General features: G+C 69.9%; 18 protein-coding genes and 1 pseudogene. 2 read left to right on the top strand and 17 right to left on the bottom strand.

Annotated features, from left to right (window positions below; translation table 11 throughout):
• The 14 genes from AC068D_RS01600 to AC068D_RS01535 form a co-directional block, all read right to left on the bottom strand.
• On the bottom strand, window positions 1-1,053 hold the full coding sequence (locus AC068D_RS01600) for a cytochrome d ubiquinol oxidase subunit II (protein ID WP_478820888.1): 1,053 nt from the start codon (window positions 1,051-1,053) through the stop codon (window positions 1-3).
• Window positions 1,050-2,546: a cytochrome ubiquinol oxidase subunit I gene (locus AC068D_RS01595; protein WP_478820887.1), complete on the bottom strand. Its 1,497-nt coding sequence runs from the start codon at window positions 2,544-2,546 to the stop codon at window positions 1,050-1,052. Before AC068D_RS01595 ends, AC068D_RS01600 begins: the two co-directional genes overlap by 4 nt.
• Window positions 2,547-2,600: 54 nt before the next feature.
• Window positions 2,601-3,395: an SDR family oxidoreductase gene (locus AC068D_RS01590; protein WP_478821377.1), complete on the bottom strand. Its 795-nt coding sequence runs from the start codon at window positions 3,393-3,395 to the stop codon at window positions 2,601-2,603.
• 187 nt (window positions 3,396-3,582) lie between these two features.
• Window positions 3,583-5,193, bottom strand: a complete 1,611-nt coding sequence (locus AC068D_RS01585; RefSeq protein WP_478820886.1) for a GMC oxidoreductase — start codon at window positions 5,191-5,193, stop codon at window positions 3,583-3,585.
• A gap of 71 nt (window positions 5,194-5,264) precedes the next feature.
• Entirely contained in the window at window positions 5,265-6,194 is a 930-nt protein-coding gene (locus AC068D_RS01580; protein ID WP_478820885.1) for a cyclase family protein, read from the bottom strand.
• Window positions 6,191-7,579 carry a chloride channel protein gene (locus AC068D_RS01575; RefSeq protein ID WP_478820884.1) on the bottom strand — a complete coding sequence of 463 codons (1,389 nt, stop codon included), beginning with the start codon at window positions 7,577-7,579 and terminating at the stop codon, window positions 6,191-6,193. Before AC068D_RS01575 ends, AC068D_RS01580 begins: the two co-directional genes overlap by 4 nt.
• 100 nt (window positions 7,580-7,679) lie before the next feature.
• A complete protein-coding gene (locus AC068D_RS01570; RefSeq protein ID WP_478820883.1) occupies window positions 7,680-7,982 on the bottom strand; it encodes an SHOCT domain-containing protein in 303 nt (100 codons plus the stop codon).
• A gap of 52 nt (window positions 7,983-8,034) precedes the next feature.
• Window positions 8,035-8,499: a DUF6325 family protein gene (locus tag AC068D_RS01565; RefSeq protein ID WP_478820882.1), complete on the bottom strand. Its 465-nt coding sequence runs from the start codon at window positions 8,497-8,499 to the stop codon at window positions 8,035-8,037.
• A 187-nt stretch (window positions 8,500-8,686) separates the two neighbouring features.
• On the bottom strand, window positions 8,687-9,346 hold the full coding sequence (locus AC068D_RS01560; RefSeq protein WP_478820881.1) for a GAP family protein: 660 nt from the start codon (window positions 9,344-9,346) through the stop codon (window positions 8,687-8,689).
• A gap of 494 nt (window positions 9,347-9,840) precedes the next feature.
• Window positions 9,841-10,683, bottom strand: coding sequence for an ATP-binding cassette domain-containing protein (locus tag AC068D_RS01555; RefSeq protein WP_478820880.1), 843 nt, complete (start codon window positions 10,681-10,683; stop codon window positions 9,841-9,843).
• The gene (locus AC068D_RS01550) at window positions 10,650-11,717 is read right to left on the bottom strand and encodes an ABC transporter permease (protein WP_478820879.1); all 1,068 of its coding nucleotides are present in this window, start codon (window positions 11,715-11,717) and stop codon (window positions 10,650-10,652) included. The genes AC068D_RS01555 and AC068D_RS01550 overlap by 34 nt, the downstream gene beginning before the upstream one ends.
• Entirely contained in the window at window positions 11,714-12,727 is a 1,014-nt protein-coding gene (locus tag AC068D_RS01545) for a sugar ABC transporter substrate-binding protein (RefSeq protein ID WP_478820878.1), read from the bottom strand. Before AC068D_RS01545 ends, AC068D_RS01550 begins: the two co-directional genes overlap by 4 nt.
• Before the next feature lie 95 nt (window positions 12,728-12,822).
• Complete coding sequence (locus AC068D_RS01540) at window positions 12,823-13,818, bottom strand: substrate-binding domain-containing protein (protein WP_478820877.1); 996 nt, start codon at window positions 13,816-13,818, stop codon at window positions 12,823-12,825.
• 108 nt (window positions 13,819-13,926) lie between these two features.
• The gene (locus AC068D_RS01535; protein WP_478821376.1) at window positions 13,927-14,646 is read right to left on the bottom strand and encodes a GntR family transcriptional regulator; all 720 of its coding nucleotides are present in this window, start codon (window positions 14,644-14,646) and stop codon (window positions 13,927-13,929) included.
• A 155-nt stretch (window positions 14,647-14,801) separates the two neighbouring features.
• On the opposite strand from AC068D_RS01535, the gene AC068D_RS01530 reads away from it, so the two are divergent.
• The gene (locus AC068D_RS01530; protein WP_478820876.1) at window positions 14,802-15,806 is read left to right on the top strand and encodes a Gfo/Idh/MocA family protein; all 1,005 of its coding nucleotides are present in this window, start codon (window positions 14,802-14,804) and stop codon (window positions 15,804-15,806) included.
• A gap of 93 nt (window positions 15,807-15,899) precedes the next feature.
• Here AC068D_RS01530 and AC068D_RS01525 read toward each other — a convergent pair.
• From AC068D_RS01525 to AC068D_RS01515, 3 genes and pseudogenes are all read right to left on the bottom strand, one after another.
• A pseudogene (locus AC068D_RS01525) lies at window positions 15,900-16,016 on the bottom strand (cytochrome P450); the annotation flags it as partial.
• Window positions 16,017-16,142: 126 nt separating this feature from the next.
• Window positions 16,143-16,826 carry a response regulator gene (locus tag AC068D_RS01520; RefSeq protein WP_478820875.1) on the bottom strand — a complete coding sequence of 228 codons (684 nt, stop codon included), beginning with the start codon at window positions 16,824-16,826 and terminating at the stop codon, window positions 16,143-16,145.
• On the bottom strand, window positions 16,823-18,058 hold the full coding sequence (locus tag AC068D_RS01515) for a sensor histidine kinase (RefSeq protein ID WP_478820874.1): 1,236 nt from the start codon (window positions 18,056-18,058) through the stop codon (window positions 16,823-16,825). Before AC068D_RS01515 ends, AC068D_RS01520 begins: the two co-directional genes overlap by 4 nt.
• A 146-nt stretch (window positions 18,059-18,204) precedes the next feature.
• On the opposite strand from AC068D_RS01515, the gene AC068D_RS01510 reads away from it, so the two are divergent.
• Entirely contained in the window at window positions 18,205-18,429 is a 225-nt protein-coding gene (locus tag AC068D_RS01510) for a hypothetical protein (RefSeq protein ID WP_478820873.1), read from the top strand.
• Window positions 18,430-18,501 lie beyond the last annotated feature (72 nt).

Genomic DNA, 18,501 nt, shown 5'->3' with positions numbered 1-18,501 from the left:
TCAGTCGCCGTCGCCCGGGGTGCCGGCGCCGCTCCGGCGCAGGTCGGTCTCGGTGAGCGATTCCAGCTCGCCGTGGGTGTCCAGCCAGTAGAGCAGGAAGACGGCGGGGCCGACGAGAATCACCGCGACGAGTGTGACGAAGGCCAGCCATTTCAGCGTGGTGGGGTCACCCGCCGCCTCCCTCACGGTCAGCGACGTCGGGATGAGGTACGGACGCTGGGCCAGCCCCCAGGCGAGGACGGCCGCGGCGACCAGTCCGGTGGCGGTGACTCGGGGCCAGGGGCCCCGGGCCCGCAGCAGCAGCACGCCCGTGGCGACGGCGCACACGACGGCCAGGACCACGAACACGAGGCCCGCACCATGGGTGAGGCCGTGCCAGACGTGGGGTGCGTCGTCGCGGGTGACGGCGAATGCGGCCGCCCCCAGCACCACCACGACGACCAGGCTGCCGAGTGCCCGGTACCTGAAGTAGCGGACGAGGTCCGGGGCGTCGAAGCGTACGGCGTCGGCGGAGAGGAACACGGCTCCGAGGAATGCGGTCGAGGCGATGGTGAGCAGGCCGAAGAAGACGGAGGTCGGATTGGCCCAGGCCTCGGCCGAGGCCACGGTTCCCGGTGCCACCCGGCCGGAGGCGATACCGCCCACGGCGGCGCCGAGGAAGAACGGGGTCAGGAGCGAGGAGATGGCGAACACCGCTCCGTAGAGCCGCCGTCGGGCCAGCCTCTTCATGGGTTTGCGCAGGGCGAATCCCGCACCGCGCAGGACCATGCCGACCGCCGCGAGTGCGAGCGGCAGCCACATCGCCGAGAAGACCGTCTGGAACATCACGGGGAACCCGGTCCACATGGTGACCAGGATGAAGATCAGCCAGACGTTGTTGACCTCCCAGACGGGCGCCATCGCATGGTCGATCAGCCACCGCGGCCGTTTGCCGCTCTTCGCGCCGCCCGCGAACAGGTCCCAGAATCCCGCCCCGTAGTCCGTTCCTCCGGCGCAGGCGTAGGCGGCCACCGCGAGCAGCAGCACGAAGGCGATGAGACCCGCGAGCGTCATGATGTGCCGTCCCCCTTCGGGCGGGTCCGGCTGCCGCGGCCGGCCAGGGCGCCGTCCTCCGATGGGCGGGGACCGTACGGGGTGTCGGTCTCGGGCCCCTCGACTGGGTGTCCCGCTGCCGACTCCGCATCGGCAAGTCTCCAGCGGGTGCGCATCTTGAGCAGCAGGGCGAGGAACGACCCGAAGATGAACACGTACACGACGATCACCACGCCGAACATGATCCACAGACTCGACGACCGGGTGGCGGTGACGGCTTCGGCAACCCGCATGTTCTGGTAGACGATCCAGGGCTGCCGCCCCACCTCGGTCGTGATCCAGCCGCATTCCACGGCGATCACCGAGGCGACTCCGGCGCATGCGGCACTGCGGAAGAACCATCGGGAGGTGGGCATCCTGCGCTGCCGCAGCCGGTACCACGCGTACCAGAGGGCGAGCAGTACCAGGAGCGAGCCGATCACGACCATGATGTCGAAGGCCCAGTGGGCAATGGTGGCCTGGGTGGCGTTCGGCCGGTCGGCGGCCGGGACGGAGGTGAGCCCGGTGACCTTCGTGGCCGGGCTGAATCCCGCGAGAATGGAGTCGAGTTGGGGAATCCTGATACCGCCGGAGACGCTACCGTCGGGGTGCAGCCGACCGAACATGTACTCCGGCACATGGGTGTCGGTCTCCCAGACGATCTCCATCGCGGCGAACTTCACGGGCTGCTTGTGGAAGACCGAGCGGGCGATGGAGTCACCGAGCATGAACTGCACCGGGGTGAACACCGCGGCGAGCGTGAAGGGGACGGTGAAGCCGATCCGGTGGTAGTGGTCCCTGCGGCCGCGCAGCCAGCCGACGGCGTAGACGCCGGCGACGACGTATCCGGCCGTGACGAGCATCGCCACGACGAAGTGCCAGTACTGCGGCCCGAACATCGGCGTGAAGATCGCCTTCCAGATGTCCACGTCGACCGGGTTGCCATCGGAGTCGAGGGTGAATCCCTGCGGGGTGTTCATCCATGAGTTGGCCGCGAGGATGCCGAACGCACCGAGCAGTGCGGTGGCGGGCAGTGGCAGGCCGAGCAGGAAATGGGTGCGGGGTTTCAGCCGGCGCCAGCCGTAGAGGTAGATGGCGATGAGTACGGCCTCGAGGAAGAACGCCCACGCCTCGACACCGAATCCGATACCGAAGACATCCCCCCACTTGCCCATCAACCCGGGCCAGAGCAGGCCGAATTCGAAGGAGAGGACCGTCCCGGTCACGACACCTACGGCGAACTGGACGGCCATCACGGCCGACCAGCGCCTGGCCAGCAGCAGGGCGACCGGATCGCTGTTGCGCATTCCGCGGTAGTGCATGATCAGCGTGATCAGCGGAAGCGCCACGCCCATCGGTACCAGGATGATGTGGGAGGCCAGCGTGAAGGCCATGAGCCCCCTGGCGGGGAGCATTTGGGCGGGCGCGTCGGCCAGCAGCAGGGCGTCCGCGTGCAGTTGGACCAGATTGTGCATGTGCGCCTTCGGTGGTCGGAGCCCGCTGCGGATCGGTTCGGATCGGGGCGGGGTTCAGCCGCCCGTGGCGAACCCGGGGAAGAGGGTCATGCCGCCGTCCACGTAGAGCGTGGTGCCCACGACGTAGTCCATCAGGTCGGAGGCGAGGCCGACGACGGCGTGGGCGATGTCGTCGGGCTCGCCGACGCGGCCGTAGGGGATGAGCGTCAGGAGGTCCTTCTCGGCTTGCGGGGTCTCCCAGGCACTCGTGTTGATCGGAGTCTTGATGGCGCCTGGTGCCACCGCGTTCACCCTGATCTTCCGCGGCGCCAGTTCCTGGGCCAGCGTTTCCATCATCATCTGGATGCCGCCCTTGGAGGAGGCGTAGTTCACATGGCCCGCCCAGGGGATGATCTGGTGCACGGAACTCATGCAGATGATCTTCCCGGCGGCGCGTGACACCTCGGGGACCACCCCACGCCGCAGGAACTCCTTCGTCGCCTCGCGCGCACACAGGAACTGGCCGGTGAGATTGACGTCCAGCACCTTCTGCCACTGCGCGAGCGTCATGTCGGTGAAAGCGGCATCCCGCTGGAGGCCGGCATTGGCCACCATGATGTCGATCGTCCCGAACTCCTCGACCATCCGGTCGACCATGGCGACGACCTGGTCCTCCTGGGACACGTCCGCCTCGTAGGCCGCGGCGCGCACTCCCAGACCGGTGATCTCCTTGACGACCTCCTCGGCAGCCTCCCGACCGGCCACGTAGTTCACGACCACATCGGCGCCCGCCCGGCCGAGCGCGATGGCCGTGGCCTTGCCGATTCCGGAATTCGCGCCGGTGACCAGGGCCTTCTGTCCCTTCAGCAGCGGCGGGATCGGGTAGGGCGCGGCACTGGCCTGGGAATTCACGATGCCTCCTGGGTACGTGCCTGCGGTCCCGCAGGCCGCGGTGGCGCGGGCAGACGTCGAGCCACGGAACCACCGGTACACGTACCCGGGCGGACAGCGCACTGGGCCTGTGGGCCGTTGGACGGTCGCTTTTCCCCCGGTCGGCTCAAGCGCGCAGGCGCTCCACGATGTGGTCGCCGACCCGCAGGGCGTTGGCCATGGCCGTCAACGACGGATTGACGGCGCCGATGCTCGGGAAGAAGCTCGTGTCCACCACGTAGAGGTTGTCGAGATCATGGGCCTTGCAGTTGAGGTCCAGGGCCGAACGCGCCGGGTCGTCCCCGAAACGCACCGTCCCCGCCTGGTGTGCGGTCGCGCCGATGGGCATGCCCTTGTGCAGATAGATGCTGTGCGGCAGCAGATGGTGCTCGTGCATGCCGAGATGGCCCAGCATGCTCTGGAGCTTGTGCCGGAGCCGGTCGAGGCCTGCGATGTTGTTCTTCTCGTCGAGGGCGAGATGGATGCCGCCGTCCCGGTCGAGCGTGACCCGGCTCTCCGGGAGGGGCAGGTCCTCACCGCACAACCAGAAGTCCACGGCGTGGTGGGCGAGCACCTCGAAGGGCATGTCCGGTGACACGGCTCCCGCCCAGCGAGGTGCCTCGCCGTGGATCTGTTCGGCATCCGACTTGCCGAGCATCTGGATACCGCCCAGCGGGTAGTCCCAGTCGTCGGCACCCAGGTACCAGTCGTGGAGCGCGAGGGTCTTCTGGAACTGGGTGTCGTTGGGCTCCTTCGACACCGCCATGAGTGCCAGGTTGTTGTGCCGCATGTAGTGCCGTCCCACCACGTCCGAGCTGTTCGCCAGACCGCGGGGATGCTTGTCATTGGCCGAAGCGAGCAGCAGTGCAGCGGAGTTGACGGCGCCGCAGGCGACGACCACGACATCGGCGCTGAAGTGGGAGGGCGGTGATTCGTCACCGACCTGGGCGACGACGGTACGGACCGTGCGTCCGGTCGCATCGGTCTCCAGGCGCACCGCACGGGCGTTGGTCACCATGTCGACATTGGGGTGCTCGAGGGCCGGTTCCACACAGACGACCTGTGCGTCGGACTTGCCACGCACCAGACAGGGGAAACCGTCGACCCTGTTGCAGCGGATGCAGACGCTGGTGTGGGTGGCCCGGCCGCCGTCGTCCTGGGTGAGGTTGACCCCGATGGGCAGATGGAAGGGGTGCAGTCCGCGCTTCTCGAGATCGTCGCTCAACTGCTGGATGCGCGGCTCGTGCTCGACGGGTGGATAGGCGTACTGCGCGCTCGCCCGGCCCTCGCTGGGATCCTCGCCGTGTCTGCCGTGGACGAGGTAGAGGTGCTCGGCCTGGGTGTAGTACGGCTCGAGGTCGTCGTAACCGATCGGCCAGGCGGGAGAGATGCCGTCGTGGTGGCGCAGCTCGCCGAAGTCCTCGGGGCGCAGCCGGAAGAGGGCGGCGCCGTAGAACTTGGTGTTGCCGCCGACGTAGTAGTTGACCTCCGGTGGGAAGGTGTTGCCGTGCTTGTCGTACCAGAACTCGGGGGCGCGGTACTTGCCCTTGACGAAGACGGCCGTGGAGTCCCAGTTGTCCCGCTCCCGGGGGAGGAAGTCCCCGCGTTCGAGAATGAGTACCTTCTTCCCGGAGGGAGCGATGCGATGGGCGAGAGTGCCACCGCCCGCACCCGAGCCGATGACGATCACGTCGTAGTGGGGGAAGTCGTTCACGGCAGCCACCGTCCTCGCGGTCATGGCCTACATATCGAACATATCGGTGGATCCGGTGTGTTGCGACCGGGGTCGTCCACGGTGTCCTGCCGCGCTCACAGGATCGCGATCGGGTTCACGGGAGAGCCGGTGGCCTGCGGAATCCTCAGTGGCGCGACCACACAGAAAAAGCTCCAGCGGCCTTCCTGCGCACAGAGCGGGGCCAGTTCCTCGAACTGCAGATAGTCCATCAGATGCACCCCCATCGCCTGGATGGCCAGCACATGGATGGGGAATTCGGTCCCTTCCACCGCGCTCGGGGCGGTGTCGTTGTTGCCGTCGCTGCCCAGCACCGCGACACGCCTCTGCGCGAGGAAGTCCATCGCCTCCGGATGGAGGCCGGCCCGGGCCCCGGAGGAGTCCCAGGCGCCGAGCTCCCGGCGGCGGCGGCGATGGCCCACGCGGACGAACAGCAGGTCGCCGGCGCCGGCCATGACGCCCTGCGCGGCCTCCGCGCCGACCAGGTCGTCATGGGTGACGAGGTCGCCTGGCTCCAGCCAGGGCACGCCCCTGAGCCGGGGGATGTCCAGGAGCACCCCGCGTCCCGCGATGCCGTCCTCGACGACATCGACGGAGAGGGCGGTGGCGCCGTCCGGTGTCACGCTGCTGGCCGGTACGCCGTTGTAGAGCGCACCGTCGTAGAGCACATGGCACAGGGCGTCGAGATGGCTGTCCGCGTCCCCGTGCACATTCATGGCGAAGTGGTCCCGGGCGAAATACAGCCCCTTCGCACCGATGTCCTCCGGGTCGGGTCCCGTCATCCGGTGGGCCGCGGGCTCCGGGCTGTCCGGGCCCGCCCTGGTCTCCAGCGGTGCGGCGAGGGACACCGTGCGGCCGGACCTGACCTCGCCGGCCGCCGCCACCACCCGTGCCGGTGTGAGGTGGTTCAGCGCACCGCGCCGGTCGGCCGGACCCCGCCGTGCCTCCTCGCGCAGACGCACGTACAGGGCCCGGAAGTCATCGGGCGTCATCCGGGGAGTGCTCATGGCGTGGGCGTCCTCGGTGTCCGGGCGCCCGTCGGCTGCTGCGGCGTCCCCGTCACCGGATGTCCGTGCCGGGACGGCAGGAGTTCCCGGGTGACGAAGGCGACCACGGCCGCCAGGATCACCACGGGCACCATGGCGACGCTTCCGAGGAGCATCACGACCAGGAGCACGCTGCTCACCGGCAGCCGGAGCGCCGCGGCGGAGGCCGCGGCCATCCCCGCGGCCATGCCGGGGATGACACCGAGACCGGGGAGCGGCGCCAGCAGGACGCCCACCGCCGCGCCGAGGAAGAGCGTGGGGAAGACGGGACCACCGCGCAGACTGCCGAGGCAGAAGGCGTAGGCGGCGCCCTTGAACACCAGGACGGCGACGAGGGCGCCGATCCCCCAGCTTTCCGGGTCGGCGGCCAACTGCACCATGGTGGCCTGGCCGGACGAGGCGACGTCCGCGGGCGAGCGGTCCGTGACCACGGCATAGAGGGCCCCGCAGATCCCCGCGCACAGGGCGAGGAGCACCGTCATGGGCACGGGCCGCGCCGCGACGAGGGAAGCCGCCCGCAGCCCTCCTGCGAAGATCAGGTGCACCACGACGCCGAGGACGACGGCGATGAGCAGCGACCAGAGCACATCACCGGCGTCCAGGTGCGGGAACGGCCCGGACAGCTTCAGGCGGAGGCTGGCGGTGTCCAGCCCGGTCCAGCGGCCGAAGCCGGTGAACACCAGCGCCCCCACGCCGCTGGAGAGCAGGGCGGGAAGCATGACCGCGAACAGCTGGGGCCCGCCCACCCCGATGACCTCCATCAGGAGCACGGCCCCGATCAGCGGGTTGCCGAAGATGGCCGAGATGGCGGCTGCAGCACCCGCCGCCCCGAGGAGTGCCATGGTCTGCGGGGTCGAGGGCGCCCTCGTGAGCTGTCTGAACAGCAGGGCCAGTCCGCCACCGAGGGCGATCAGCGGCGCTTCGGGGCCCAGGGTCGCACCGAGCGGCAGACTGGCCAACGCCGCGATGACCACTCCGGGTAGGGCCTTCGAGGTGGCTCCGCCCGGCTGGAGTCCGTGTGCGGGGATGTGACCGCCGGCGCCCGGCATACGGCTGACGACCAGGCCGACGACGAGTCCGGCCAGCGGCAGCAACGGCAGCGGCCACCACCAGGGAGGTGCGGACCAGCCCAGTGACTCCGGCAGGTCCGCCCACACCAGGTGTTCCAGCTCGTGCAGTGCCACGAGGAACCAGAACGCCACGAGCGACACCGGGATGCCGACCAGGGCGCAGAACAACAGGGTCCTGAGATATCCGGGGCTGCGAAGCAACTCGCGCAGCCGGTCCGCCTCCTGGGGCTGGGTGCCGCCGCGCGCGGGCGGCGGCTTCGGCTCCGGCTGGGTCATGGAACGTATCCCTTCGCGGCCCCCGCGTTCCGTGCCGGGTCGTCGGGTGACGGCCCTTCCCCCGGCCGACGGACCCGCGCAGGTCCGTAAGCCGTCCGGATCAGGAGAGGACCTTCCGCTTCTCCGCCGCGAATTCCTCCTCGGTGAGGATCCCCTGGGCCTTCAGCTCACCGAGCTCCTTGAGCTTGTCGATCTTGCTGCTCATCTCGTCCTCGGGAGAGGCCGCAGCGGCGCTCGGCGCAGCGGCCGGCGGGGGTGCCTGCTGCTGTTGCTGTGGCTGTTGCTGCTGATCTTCCTGCTGTGCCCATCGGCCCGCCTGCCGCCGCGACACGCGGTTGGACACGGCTGTGGCGGTTCCTGCGATGACGGCGGTACGGGCGACACCACGGATGAGTCCTGGCATGTTCGTCTCCCTGCGCGAGTGAAGAAGGGGCGGGCGGCCGTCGGGCCGAATGTCAGGCCGCCGACGACGTTCCCTGGTCCGGGCCCTCGAGCGCGTCGAGCGAGGCGAGCAGGGCCTGGACCGGAATGCGCCCTCCCGCCACCAGCTGTGCACCGCTGCGCCGCATGGCGCGCGCGAACGGCGCGGCCCAGGTGTTCTCGTACACCAGGACCGCGGCGGAACTGCCCGGCTCCACCGCCGCACCGGCCTCCTCGAGGTCGTCCTGGTCGAGCAGGCCCGAGGTCGCGCCCTCGAAGACGGTCAGGTCCATGGTGCCCTCGCCGTCCACGTCGGCCAGTTCCACGATCGTCACGGAACCGTCGGTGTCCTTGCGGACGAAGGTCAGGTCGAGGATCCGGATGATCCCGCGGTCGACGAGGTCGACGAGCAGCGGCAGACCCTCGCCGGTCATGCGGTTGCCCGGGAACTCCACGACGAGGTAGTCGACGGGTCCCATTTCTTCGATGTCAGCGCTCATGACCACTCCTTGCGAACGCGTCGGCGGTCCGGGGCGGCCCGGTGGCCATAGCGCGGCCCGTCAGGGGACGCACGGCACCCTGAATGCCATTGCAGCACTCGGCGGGGCGCTTCGCACCTGGGACCGCGCTGCCATCGGCACCGGGCGCCACGTGCCCCGTGACCAGGCGGAACGGTCTACGGGATGGTCAACTGGTCAGCTGGTAGAGGCTGTTGCCCATCAGCCACAGGCCGAGCAGCAGGGAACCCACGACGATGGCCGGGTCCTGGTGGCGCTGCATCCAGGCACGCATGCGTTTCAGCCTGACCCCGGCGGCCTCCGGCGCGAACACCGTGTACAGCTCGGCCGCCAGCAGACTCGCGCTCGCGAGGATGCAGAAGCCGAACAGTGCCAGGTACGAGGTGATGTGGGAGAGGTCGGCCGCGACGACGGTGGCGGCCGCTGCCGCGACCATCCCCCATGGTTGCAAGAAGAACGCGAGGGCAGCGGCGGACCACGGGGACGACCGGTCGAGCCGGGACGTCTGTGACGAGGAGTGATTGGCCGCGTGCTTGCGGGGCGCATCCCGCCGTCGCCTCCTGTGCTCGGCGTACAGCACCAGACCGGCTCCGATGGCCAGCTTGGCCGCGAGGGCGGCCGTGGAGGGTGGTGAGCGCGGCGCGGGCGGCTCTCCACCGGTCAGCAGCAGGACCGTGGCGATCACCGCCACGAGGCTGGCGAACCAGGCGAGGATGAAGGCCAGACCCTTCCAGATGCCCTTGGGTGAGGACAACACCAGGACGAAGGCCATGATGGGCAGCGGATCGACATTGATGGCAATGGCGATGAGGAGCAGGTCCAGGACCATGACGCTCCCCTCTGGGGCGTTCCGCAGTGATGCTTCCCCGCCGCGGGGTTCCGTTCCCCGGGATCCGTTCACGGCCGGACCGCGTCGTCGACCCCCGCCCGCCTCGCCGCCGGGGTGGGTGGTGGCGCTCGTACCGCAGCCGCGCATCCGGCCTGCGCACCCACCATGGTCGCCCCCGGCGACACGGCCCTGCAAGCGCTCCCCCGCCGCGCCGTACCGATCTCCGCGATGTGGCCGGCCCCCGCCTGGGCACCCCCGAACCGCGGCAGGACGCACCGGCCCGGGGCCCGTGACCGGGCGCCTCTTCCGGAGCCCCGCCGGTCGAGCCCGCACCGTCCGGTGCCGAGCATCGCACGGCGGGGAGGCTCCCGGTCACCGGGCGCACTCGGGCGTCCCGACGACGGGGGCGTGGCGCCCTCGCGGGCCCGGGCGCCACGAGGGAGTGCCGTAACCGTCGCCCGCCCGCCCGCCCGCCGGGGAATGCGGGACACCCCTCAGGCCTCGCGGCCATGGCCCCCGAGATGACGGGGCGCGGGGGCGCGCTCCAGCTCATGGCGCAGGTCCTCGAGCTCACTGCCTCCCGCCATCTGGCGGGTGAGCTCATCGAGGGTGATCTCCTGCTTGGTGTGGCTGCCAAACATGGTGCCGCGCTTCAGCAGAATGAAGCGGTCACCGACGAGATAGGCGTGATGGGGGTTGTGGGTGATCAGCACAACCCCGAGACCAGCATCCCGTGCGGCGGCCACGTACTTGAGCACGACTCCGGACTGTTTGACACCGAGCGCAGCCGTGGGCTCGTCCAGCACCAGCACCTTGGCGCCGAAGTAGACGGCGCGGGCGATCGCGACGCACTGCCGCTCACCGCCCGAGAGGGTGCCGATGGGCTGGTCGACGTCGCGCAGGTCGATGCCCATGCGCAGCAGTTCGGAGCGGGTGGTCTCGCGCATCGACTGGACGTCGAGCCGTTTGAAGGGGCCGCTTCCCCTGGTCGGCTCCGAGCCGAGGAAGAAGTTCCGCCACACCGGCATCAGTGGGACGACGGCGAGATCCTGGTAGACCGTGGCGATGCCGCGGTCGAGGGCCTCGCGGGGAGAGCCCAGTGTGGTCTGCTCGCCCTCGATCGAGAAGGTGCCGGCGTCGTGCTGGTGCAGCCCGGCGATGATCTTGATGAGGGTGGACTTGCCGGCGCCGTTGTCCCCGAGGACGCAGCTGATCTCGCCGGCGTGGACCTCGAGGGAGACCCCTTCGAGCGCGCGGATGTTTCCGTAGTACTTACTGACGTTGTCGAGCTCTACGAGGGCAGTCACTTGGTCGCCTCCGCGCGCTTGCGGACCCATGCGTTCAGCAGGGTGGCCAGGAGGAGCATCGCTCCGAGGAAGAACTTGAACCAGTCCGGGTTCCACTCCGCGTAGACGATGCCCTTGCTGGTCATGCCGAAGATGAAGGCACCGACCGCGGAGCCGATCGCGGAGCCGTAGCCGCCGGTGATCAGACACCCGCCGATGACGGCCGCGATGATGTAGATCAGCTCGTTGCCCACCCCCTCGCCGGACTGGACGACGTCGAACGAGAAAAGCAGGTGCTGGCCCGAGATCCAGGCGCAGAAGGCCACGCCCATATAGAGGCCGATCTTGGTCCTCGTCACCGGGACGCCGACGGCGCGTGCCGCTCCCGCACCGCCGCCGACGGCGAAGATCCAGTTGCCGAAGCGGGTGCGCAGCAGGATCCAGGTGGCGACGGCCACGAGGGCGATCCACCACAGGATGGTGACCTTGAGGTCCACATCACCGATGGTGAGCTGCGAGGCGAACAGCTTCTTGGCCGACTCGAAGCCCTCCATGTCGGCGATGGTCTTGGTCGACACCGTGCCACTGATCAGTTTGGTGAAGCCGAGATTCAGACCGGTGAGCATCAGGAACGTACCGAGCGTGATGATGAAGCTCGGCAGCTTGGTACGGGTCAGCATGACCCCGTTGAAGACGCCGATGGCGAGGGTGACCAGCAGCGACACCAGGACGCCGGCCCAGACGTTCGCCGTCATCTGATAGCTGAACATCGAGGAGATCAGCGCCGAGCTGGTCACGAGGACTCCGGCGGACAGATCGAACTCGCCACCGATCATCAGCAGGGCGACCGGGACGGCCATGATGCCGATCGTGGAGGCCGCGTACAGGACCGTGCCGAGGCTGGAGGCGCGCAGAAAACTGTCGGCGACGAGCGAGAAGAAGATGAACACAGCCGCTGCGCCGACGACGGAGCCGAGCTCGGGCCTGCCGAGGAGCTTCTTCAGCGGCGAGGTGCGCAGCAGCCGCTCGTCGGTGTCCGCCGGCCTGCCGTGCCCTTGGTGTCCGGGTGGTGCGGTCGCGGTCATCGGGTCCCCCGCTCCGTGTAGTCCTGCAGTTCGGCGGCGTCCTTGCCGGTGATGATCTGGGGCCCGGTGAGGACCGGTCGCCCGCCACCGAGCACATCGGCGTTGTAGCGGTGGAGCCACAGCAGATCGACGGCCTCGTAGCCCTGGAGGTAGGGCTGCTGGTCGACGGCGAAGCCGAGCTTCCCGGCCTTGAGCGCCGTGGCGACCTTGGCGTTCAGATCGAAGGTGTCGACCTCCGCCTTGCTCCCCGCGGTCTGCCGGGCCTGGACGGCGGCGTCCGCGAAGGGTGCGCCGAGCGTGACGACCGCGTCGATGGACCTGTCGGTCTGGAGCTTCGCCTCGATCGACGCCTGGACGTCGGGCATGTTGGTGCCGTCGACGTAGAGGTTCTCCAGCGTCCCGTCGAAGCTCTTCCTCGCTCCTGCGCAGCGCTGCTCGTGGCCGACGTTGCCCTGTTCGTGCAGTACGCACAGGGCCTTCTTCCGGCCGCGCGCGTCCAGCTCGTCGCCGACGGCCTCACCGGCGATGGTCTCGTCCTGACCGATGTGGGTGAGCGCGCCGTACGCCTTGGACTGCTCGGAGCCGGAATTCACGGTGATCACCGGAATGCCGGCCCTGGTGGCCTTGGCGACGGCGGCCTTCATCGCCTCGGGCTTGGCGAGCGTGACGATCAGCCCGTCGACCTTCTTGTCGATGTACGAGTCGACGAGCTGGGCCTGCGTCTGCGCCTCGTCGCTGTTGGCGTACAGGAAGTTGATGTTGTCCTTGGCGGCGGCCTGCCGGGCACCGTTCTGCACGATGTCCCAGAAGGTGTCCCCTGCACCCGAGTGGGTGACCATGGCGAAGGTCCAGCGGGGGGTGGTGACGGCGGCGCGGCCCTCGGCCGCTGCCGCCTTCCGGGCGTCCTCGGCCCGTTTGCCCCCCGTTGCGCTGCACCCTGCGAGGGAGGCTCCGAGCACCGCCGCCAGTACCGCGCCGAGCGCGCGTACCCCTGTCCGAACCGTTGCCACGACGCCGTGCCCTTCTTGCTCCGCTTGTCGTACTCCGCGGAAAGTATCCCTGAGCTCGAGCACGGGGACGCTCGGCGGGTACGTCATCGTGCAGCTCACCGGGTGCCGTCGGCGGTGAGCTTCTCGAGGGCGGGGACGTCCTTCTCGGTCACCAGAGCCGGTCCCGTGAGCACCGGCTTGCCGCCGCCGATGACATTGCCGTTGGTCTTGTTGAGCCAGAGCTCGTCGACGGCGAGATAGCCCTGGAGGTAGGGCTGCTGGTCGACCGCGAAGCCGACTTCCTTGGCCTTGAGGCGCTTGACCACCTCGGCGTTGAGGTCAAAGGTGTCGATCTCCGCCTCGGAGCCCGCGCCCTCCTTGGCCTGGACCGACGCGGCGGCGAACGGCGCGCCCAGCGTGACGACGGCGTCGATGTCCTTGCCGCTCTGCAGCTTCGCCTCGATGGAGGAGGTGGAGGCGGGCATGTTGGTGCCGTCGACGTTGAGGTTCTCGACGGTGCCGTCGAAGGTCTTCCTCACTCCGGCGCAGCGCTCCTCGAGGGAGACGTTGCCCTGCTCGTGGATCACGCAGACGGCCTTCTTCTTCCCCCGCTTGTTGAGCTCCTCGCCGACCGCCTCGCCGGCCACGGACTCGTCCTGGCCGATGTGGCTGAGCGCTCCGGCCTCCGCCGAGAACTGTGCGCCGGAGTTGATCGTGACCACGGGTATCCCCGCCGCCACGGCCTTCTTGACGACGGCCTTCACCGCTTCCGGCTTGGCGAGGGTGACCACGATTCCGTCGACCTTCTGGTCGATGTACGTCTGGACCAGCTGGGCCTGCTCCTTGCCCTCCTTGTCGGCGGCGTAGAGAAACTGGACGTTGTCCTTCGCCGCCGCGTCCTTGGCACCGCGCTGGACGATGTCCCAGAAGGTGTCGCCCTCGCCGGAGTGGGTCACCATGGCGATCTTCAGCCGCGGGGTCGTGGCGGCCTTGCCTCCGCCTCCGCCGCCCTCGGGCTTCTCCTCGGAGTCCTTGCCGCCGGAGCTGCTGCATCCGGCCAGGGCGAGTGCGAGTGCGGCAAGCAGGACTGCTGCCGTGCGGGGTGTACGCATGGTGGTCCGCCTTCTCTTCCGGCCGCCCGATTGCGGCTGGGTGAGTTTTTACGGGGACCACGCGAGCCCGTCAATACTTTGTCCGAACATTCTTACGCGGACCGAGTCCTAGGACCGCACCAGCAGCTGGAACTCGAAGGCGTATCGCGATGCCCGGTAGACGTGCGAACCGAACTCGACGGCGCGCCCGGTGTCGTCGAAGGTGGTGCGCTGCATGGTGAGCAGCGGCGCACCGGGTTCCTCGCCCAGCTGAGCGGCCTCGTCGGCGGTGGCCGCACGCGCCCCGACCGACTGGCGGGCACTGTGCAGGGTGATGCCCGCCGCCCGCATCATCCGGTACAGCCCGGTGGCTTCCAGCTGTTCGTTGTCCAGGGCCAGCAGACCGGCCGGCAGGTGGTTGCACAGATGCGCCATCGGCTCGCCGTGCGCGAACCGCAGACGCTCCACGAGGTGGACCTCACTGCCCTCGGGCACCCCGAGCGCGGCCGCGACCTCGGCCGGCGCGGGTTCGACGCTGTTCCGCAGCACGCGGGTGGCCGGACGCTGACCCGCCGCCTCCAGGTCGTCGTAGAGGCTGCTCAGCTCGAGCGGCCGCTTGACCTGGCTGTGCACCACCTGGGTGCCCACGCCTCTGCGGCGCACCAGCAGACCTTTGTCGACGAGCGACTGGATGGCCTGGCGGACGGTGGGCCGGGACAGACCGAGCCGGCCGGCCAGCTCGATCTCGTTCCCGAGGAGACTGCCCGGGGTGAGTGTGCCGTGCTCGATGGCCGCTTCCAGCTGCTGGGAGAGCTGGAAGTACAGCGGGACCGGACTGTTGCGGTCCACACCGAGCTGGAGCGAAACGGTGGCTTCCGTCGTATCTCTGGGCTGCTTGGGCACGCTGCGAGAGTAGTCGCAGGGCCTGTTGACCGGAAGTTGTGAGGTTCGATTGTCAGGACAAATGCTTGACAGGGTCACGGGGCGGACCCCACCTTTGGGCCATGCGCATCGGACTCATCGGAACCGGACGTATCGGCGCCTTCCACGCGGGCGTCCTCAGCCGTCATCGTGAGGTCGGCTCCCTGGTGGTCGCGGACACCGACGCCACACGGGCACGTGAAGTCGCCTCCCGTATCGACGCCACCGCCGCCCCCTCCGTCGACGAGGTCTTCAAATGGGGGGTGGACGCGGTCGTGATCGCCTCCGCCACCGCGGCCCATGCCGATCTCATCGGCCGGGCGGCCCGCGCCGGACTGCCCGCCTTCTGCGAGAAACCGATAGCGCTGGACCTGCCGGGCACGCTGGGTGCGCTGCGCGAGGTGGCGAGCGCCGGCACCGTCCTCCAGCTCGGCTTCATGCGCCGATTCGACGCGGGGTACGGGGCGGCCCGTGAGCTGGTGCGCTCCGGTCGGCTCGGACGGCTGCACACCGTACGGGCGATCACGGCGGACCCCGCCCCGCCGCCCGCCGACTATCTGCCGTTGTCGGGCGGGCTCTACCGCGACTGCCTCGTCCATGACTTCGACATCCTGCGCTGGATCACCGGCCGGGAGGTCGTCGAGGTGTACGCCACCGGCTCGGACGCCGGGCTCGCGATGTTCCGTGAAGCGGGCGACGTCGACACCGCGGCGGCCGTGCTGACGCTCGACGACGGAACGCTCGCCTCGGCGACGGCGACGCGCTGCAACGGGGCCGGCTACGACGTGCGCATGGAGCTGTGCGGGGAGTCCGACACGGTCGCGGTCGGCCTCGACGACCGTACGCCGATCACCTCCACCGAACCGAAGGGCCCGCCTCCGGCCGACAGGCCCTGGCCCGGCTTCCTGGAGCGCTTCGCGGCGGCGTACGAGGCGGAGCTGAACGCCTTCGTCCATGTCGCCCGCGGCGAACTGGACAACCCCTGCGACGGCCGCGAAGCCCTGGAGGCGCTGCGCGTGGCCGAGGCGTGCGAGCTGTCGCGCCGCGAGCGCAGACCGGTGCGGATCGAGGAGATCGCGGGCCTCTGAGCCCGCGTCACCCGGCGGACAGGCGGACTGCGCACACCGCGTACGACATGCCCGGCAGCCGGCAGCGGCCCGCCCTCGGGATGGAGGGCGGGCCGGACGGCGCTCGAGCAGGGTGCGGACGGCGATCCGCGCTTCCAGGCGGGCCGGCGGCGCCCTGGGACAGTGGGGAATGCCGTCCCCGAAGGCCGGATGTCCGGGTCCCCCGCGTGTGCCCGATCAGCCGGACCCGGTCCCGTGCGGTGTGATCACCTCGTGGACCGGTCCGTCCTCCCTCGGCCTCGCGTGGTGCGTACGGGTCCGTGAACTACGCCCCGAGCTCCCGCAGATCGATGGTGCTCATCGCTCCGGCCCCGGGTGCCGCTCCCCGTCGAGCAGTCCGGCGTCATGAACGAGCAGCGCGATCTGGACACGGTTGTTGAGGCCCAGTTTGGCGAGAACTCGGGAGACGTGCGTCTTCACGGTCGGCACGCTCAGGTACAGCGTGCCCGCGATCTCCGCGTTGGAACGGCCCTGTCCGACCGCCACGGCGACCTCCCTCTCACGCTCGGCGAGGGTGCCGATGCGGGCCCTGGCCCGGTCGGCCCGGGTGTCGGGCGCGGATTCCGCCACCCGCTCCATGAGCTGCCGGGTGACGGCCGGGGACAGCACCGGATCCCCGGCCGCCACTCGCCGCACGGCCGCCACGATCTCGGCGGGCGGGGTGTCCTTCAGCAGGAATCCCGCGGCCCCGGCCCGCAGCGCCCGCAGCACCTGTTCGTCGGCGTGGAAGGTGGTGAGGACGACGACTTCGGGTGCCTCGCTCAGAGCCCGCAACTGCTCGGTGGCGGTGAGCCCGTCCACCGTGGGCATCCTGAGGTCCATCAGCACGACATCGGGCCGCAGGCTCACGGCGAGTCCGGGGACTTCGGAGCCGTCCGCGGCCTCCCCCACGATCTCGATGTCCTCCGCACCACCCAGCATGAGGGTGAGTCCTGCGCGTACGAGCGGGTCGTCGTCGACGATGAGCAGCCGGATGGTCATGAGGGCCACGGTAGCCAGGAACGGACCAGGAACCCCCCGTCACCCGTCCTCCCGTGCTCCAGGCTGCCGCCCGCGAGCGTGGCCCGTTCCTTCAGCCCGATCAGGCCCTGCCCCGAGCCCGGCACTTCACCGACCGGGCCGGTCGGAGCCGGATTGCGCACTTCGACCGTGAGGCCGTCGCCGGGCCCCCCGCCCACGATGATCGTGACCTCGGTGCCGGGGGCGTGCTTCCGGGCGTTGGTGAGGCCCTCCTGGGCGATGCGGTAGACGGTGCGGCCGGTGGCCGCAGGAGCCCCGGAAGGGGCGGCGACACGGTTGTCGAGCGTGACCTCCATCCCCGCCTCGCGGGACTCGGCGACCAGCGCACCGAGCGTGGCGAGCGTGGGCTGGGGGCGGTGCCCCTCGTCGCCCTCCCGGTCGTCGGGCGCGCGCAGCACGCCGATGATCTCGCGCAGGTCCTGGAGTGCCTCGTGCGCGCTGTCCCGGATGACTCCCGCGGCGCGCGCGACCTCTGCCGGGGGCGCGTCGGGTCGGAACTCCAACGCTCCCGCATGGACGGAGAGCAGAGTGAGCCGGTGGGCCAGCACATCGTGCATCTCGCGGGCGATGGCCTCGCGGGCCAGCCGCTGGGCCTGCTGGGCACGCAGCTCCGCTTCGCTCTCGGCCCGGTGGGCGCGTTCTCTCAGGGCCACCACGAGCATGCGGCGGGAGCGTACGAGCATGCCCCAGCCGAGGGCCAGCAGCACCAGGACGAGCCCGGCGACGACCGACACCGGCGTGGAGACCTCAGGATCGGGCCGGACGAACGGCTGCGCGACGGCGCAGGCCAAGGCCAGGGAACCCACCAGGGCGACCGGTCGGAAGGGCCGGTGCACGGCCAGGCTGAACAGGCTGACCAGCATCGCCCCGCCCGCGACCGGCACGACGAGCGCGGTCAGGGTCACGGCGGCCGCGAGAGCCGAGGGCCGGCGCCGGCGCAGCCACACCGCACAGCAGGCGAGCGCACCGATCAGCTGGTCGACGAGGACGACGGCCCCTGTGTTGCCGGCCCGCACGCTCCCCTCCGCGGCGAGCAGCCCGACGGCGGCGGCGAAGAGGAACATGGCTGTGTCCACGATCCAGTCGCGCACGGTCCGGCGGCGACGGTCCCCGGCCCGGTCGCCCGGGATCTCCTCGACCAGCGGGTCGGCCATTGCCGATGGCAGCAGCCAGGGGTACTCCGTACGCCTCATATCGACAAACCTATGCGGCCGCGGAGCCCGGCACCGCCCCCGGGCGCACAGCCGCTACCAAAGTCATACGGTCGTGGACTTTGGTAGTCGCAGCGCATGCCGAGGACCGACGCGCCGCCGCACCCGGCCGGACGACGATCCCCCTCATGAAGAAGATTCTCGAGTTGGCCGGCACCGCGCTCCTCGTCGTCGGCGTCTGTGGGGTGCTCCGCGAGCTGACCGGTGGACGCCTCTCGATCCTGGGCTTCACCCGGTGGCTCACCGAACCGATCGGCCTGCTGGAGGGCAGGGAGCTGTACGCACACCTTGTGCTTTCGGTGCTCGGATTCGTACTGCTGTGCATCTCGGACCGGCGCCCGAAGAGGCTGTAGCCGGGCTCGTGCACCACGGCGAGCGGCATCGGAATGGGGTGCGCCGCACCGCAAGGTCCGATGCCCGGGGCC

It is taken from the genome of Streptomyces sp. NPDC043861, assembly GCF_056435905.1.
The sequence above is the reverse complement of the archived record's forward strand: the minus strand, read 5'-3'. Positions and strand labels throughout refer to the sequence as shown.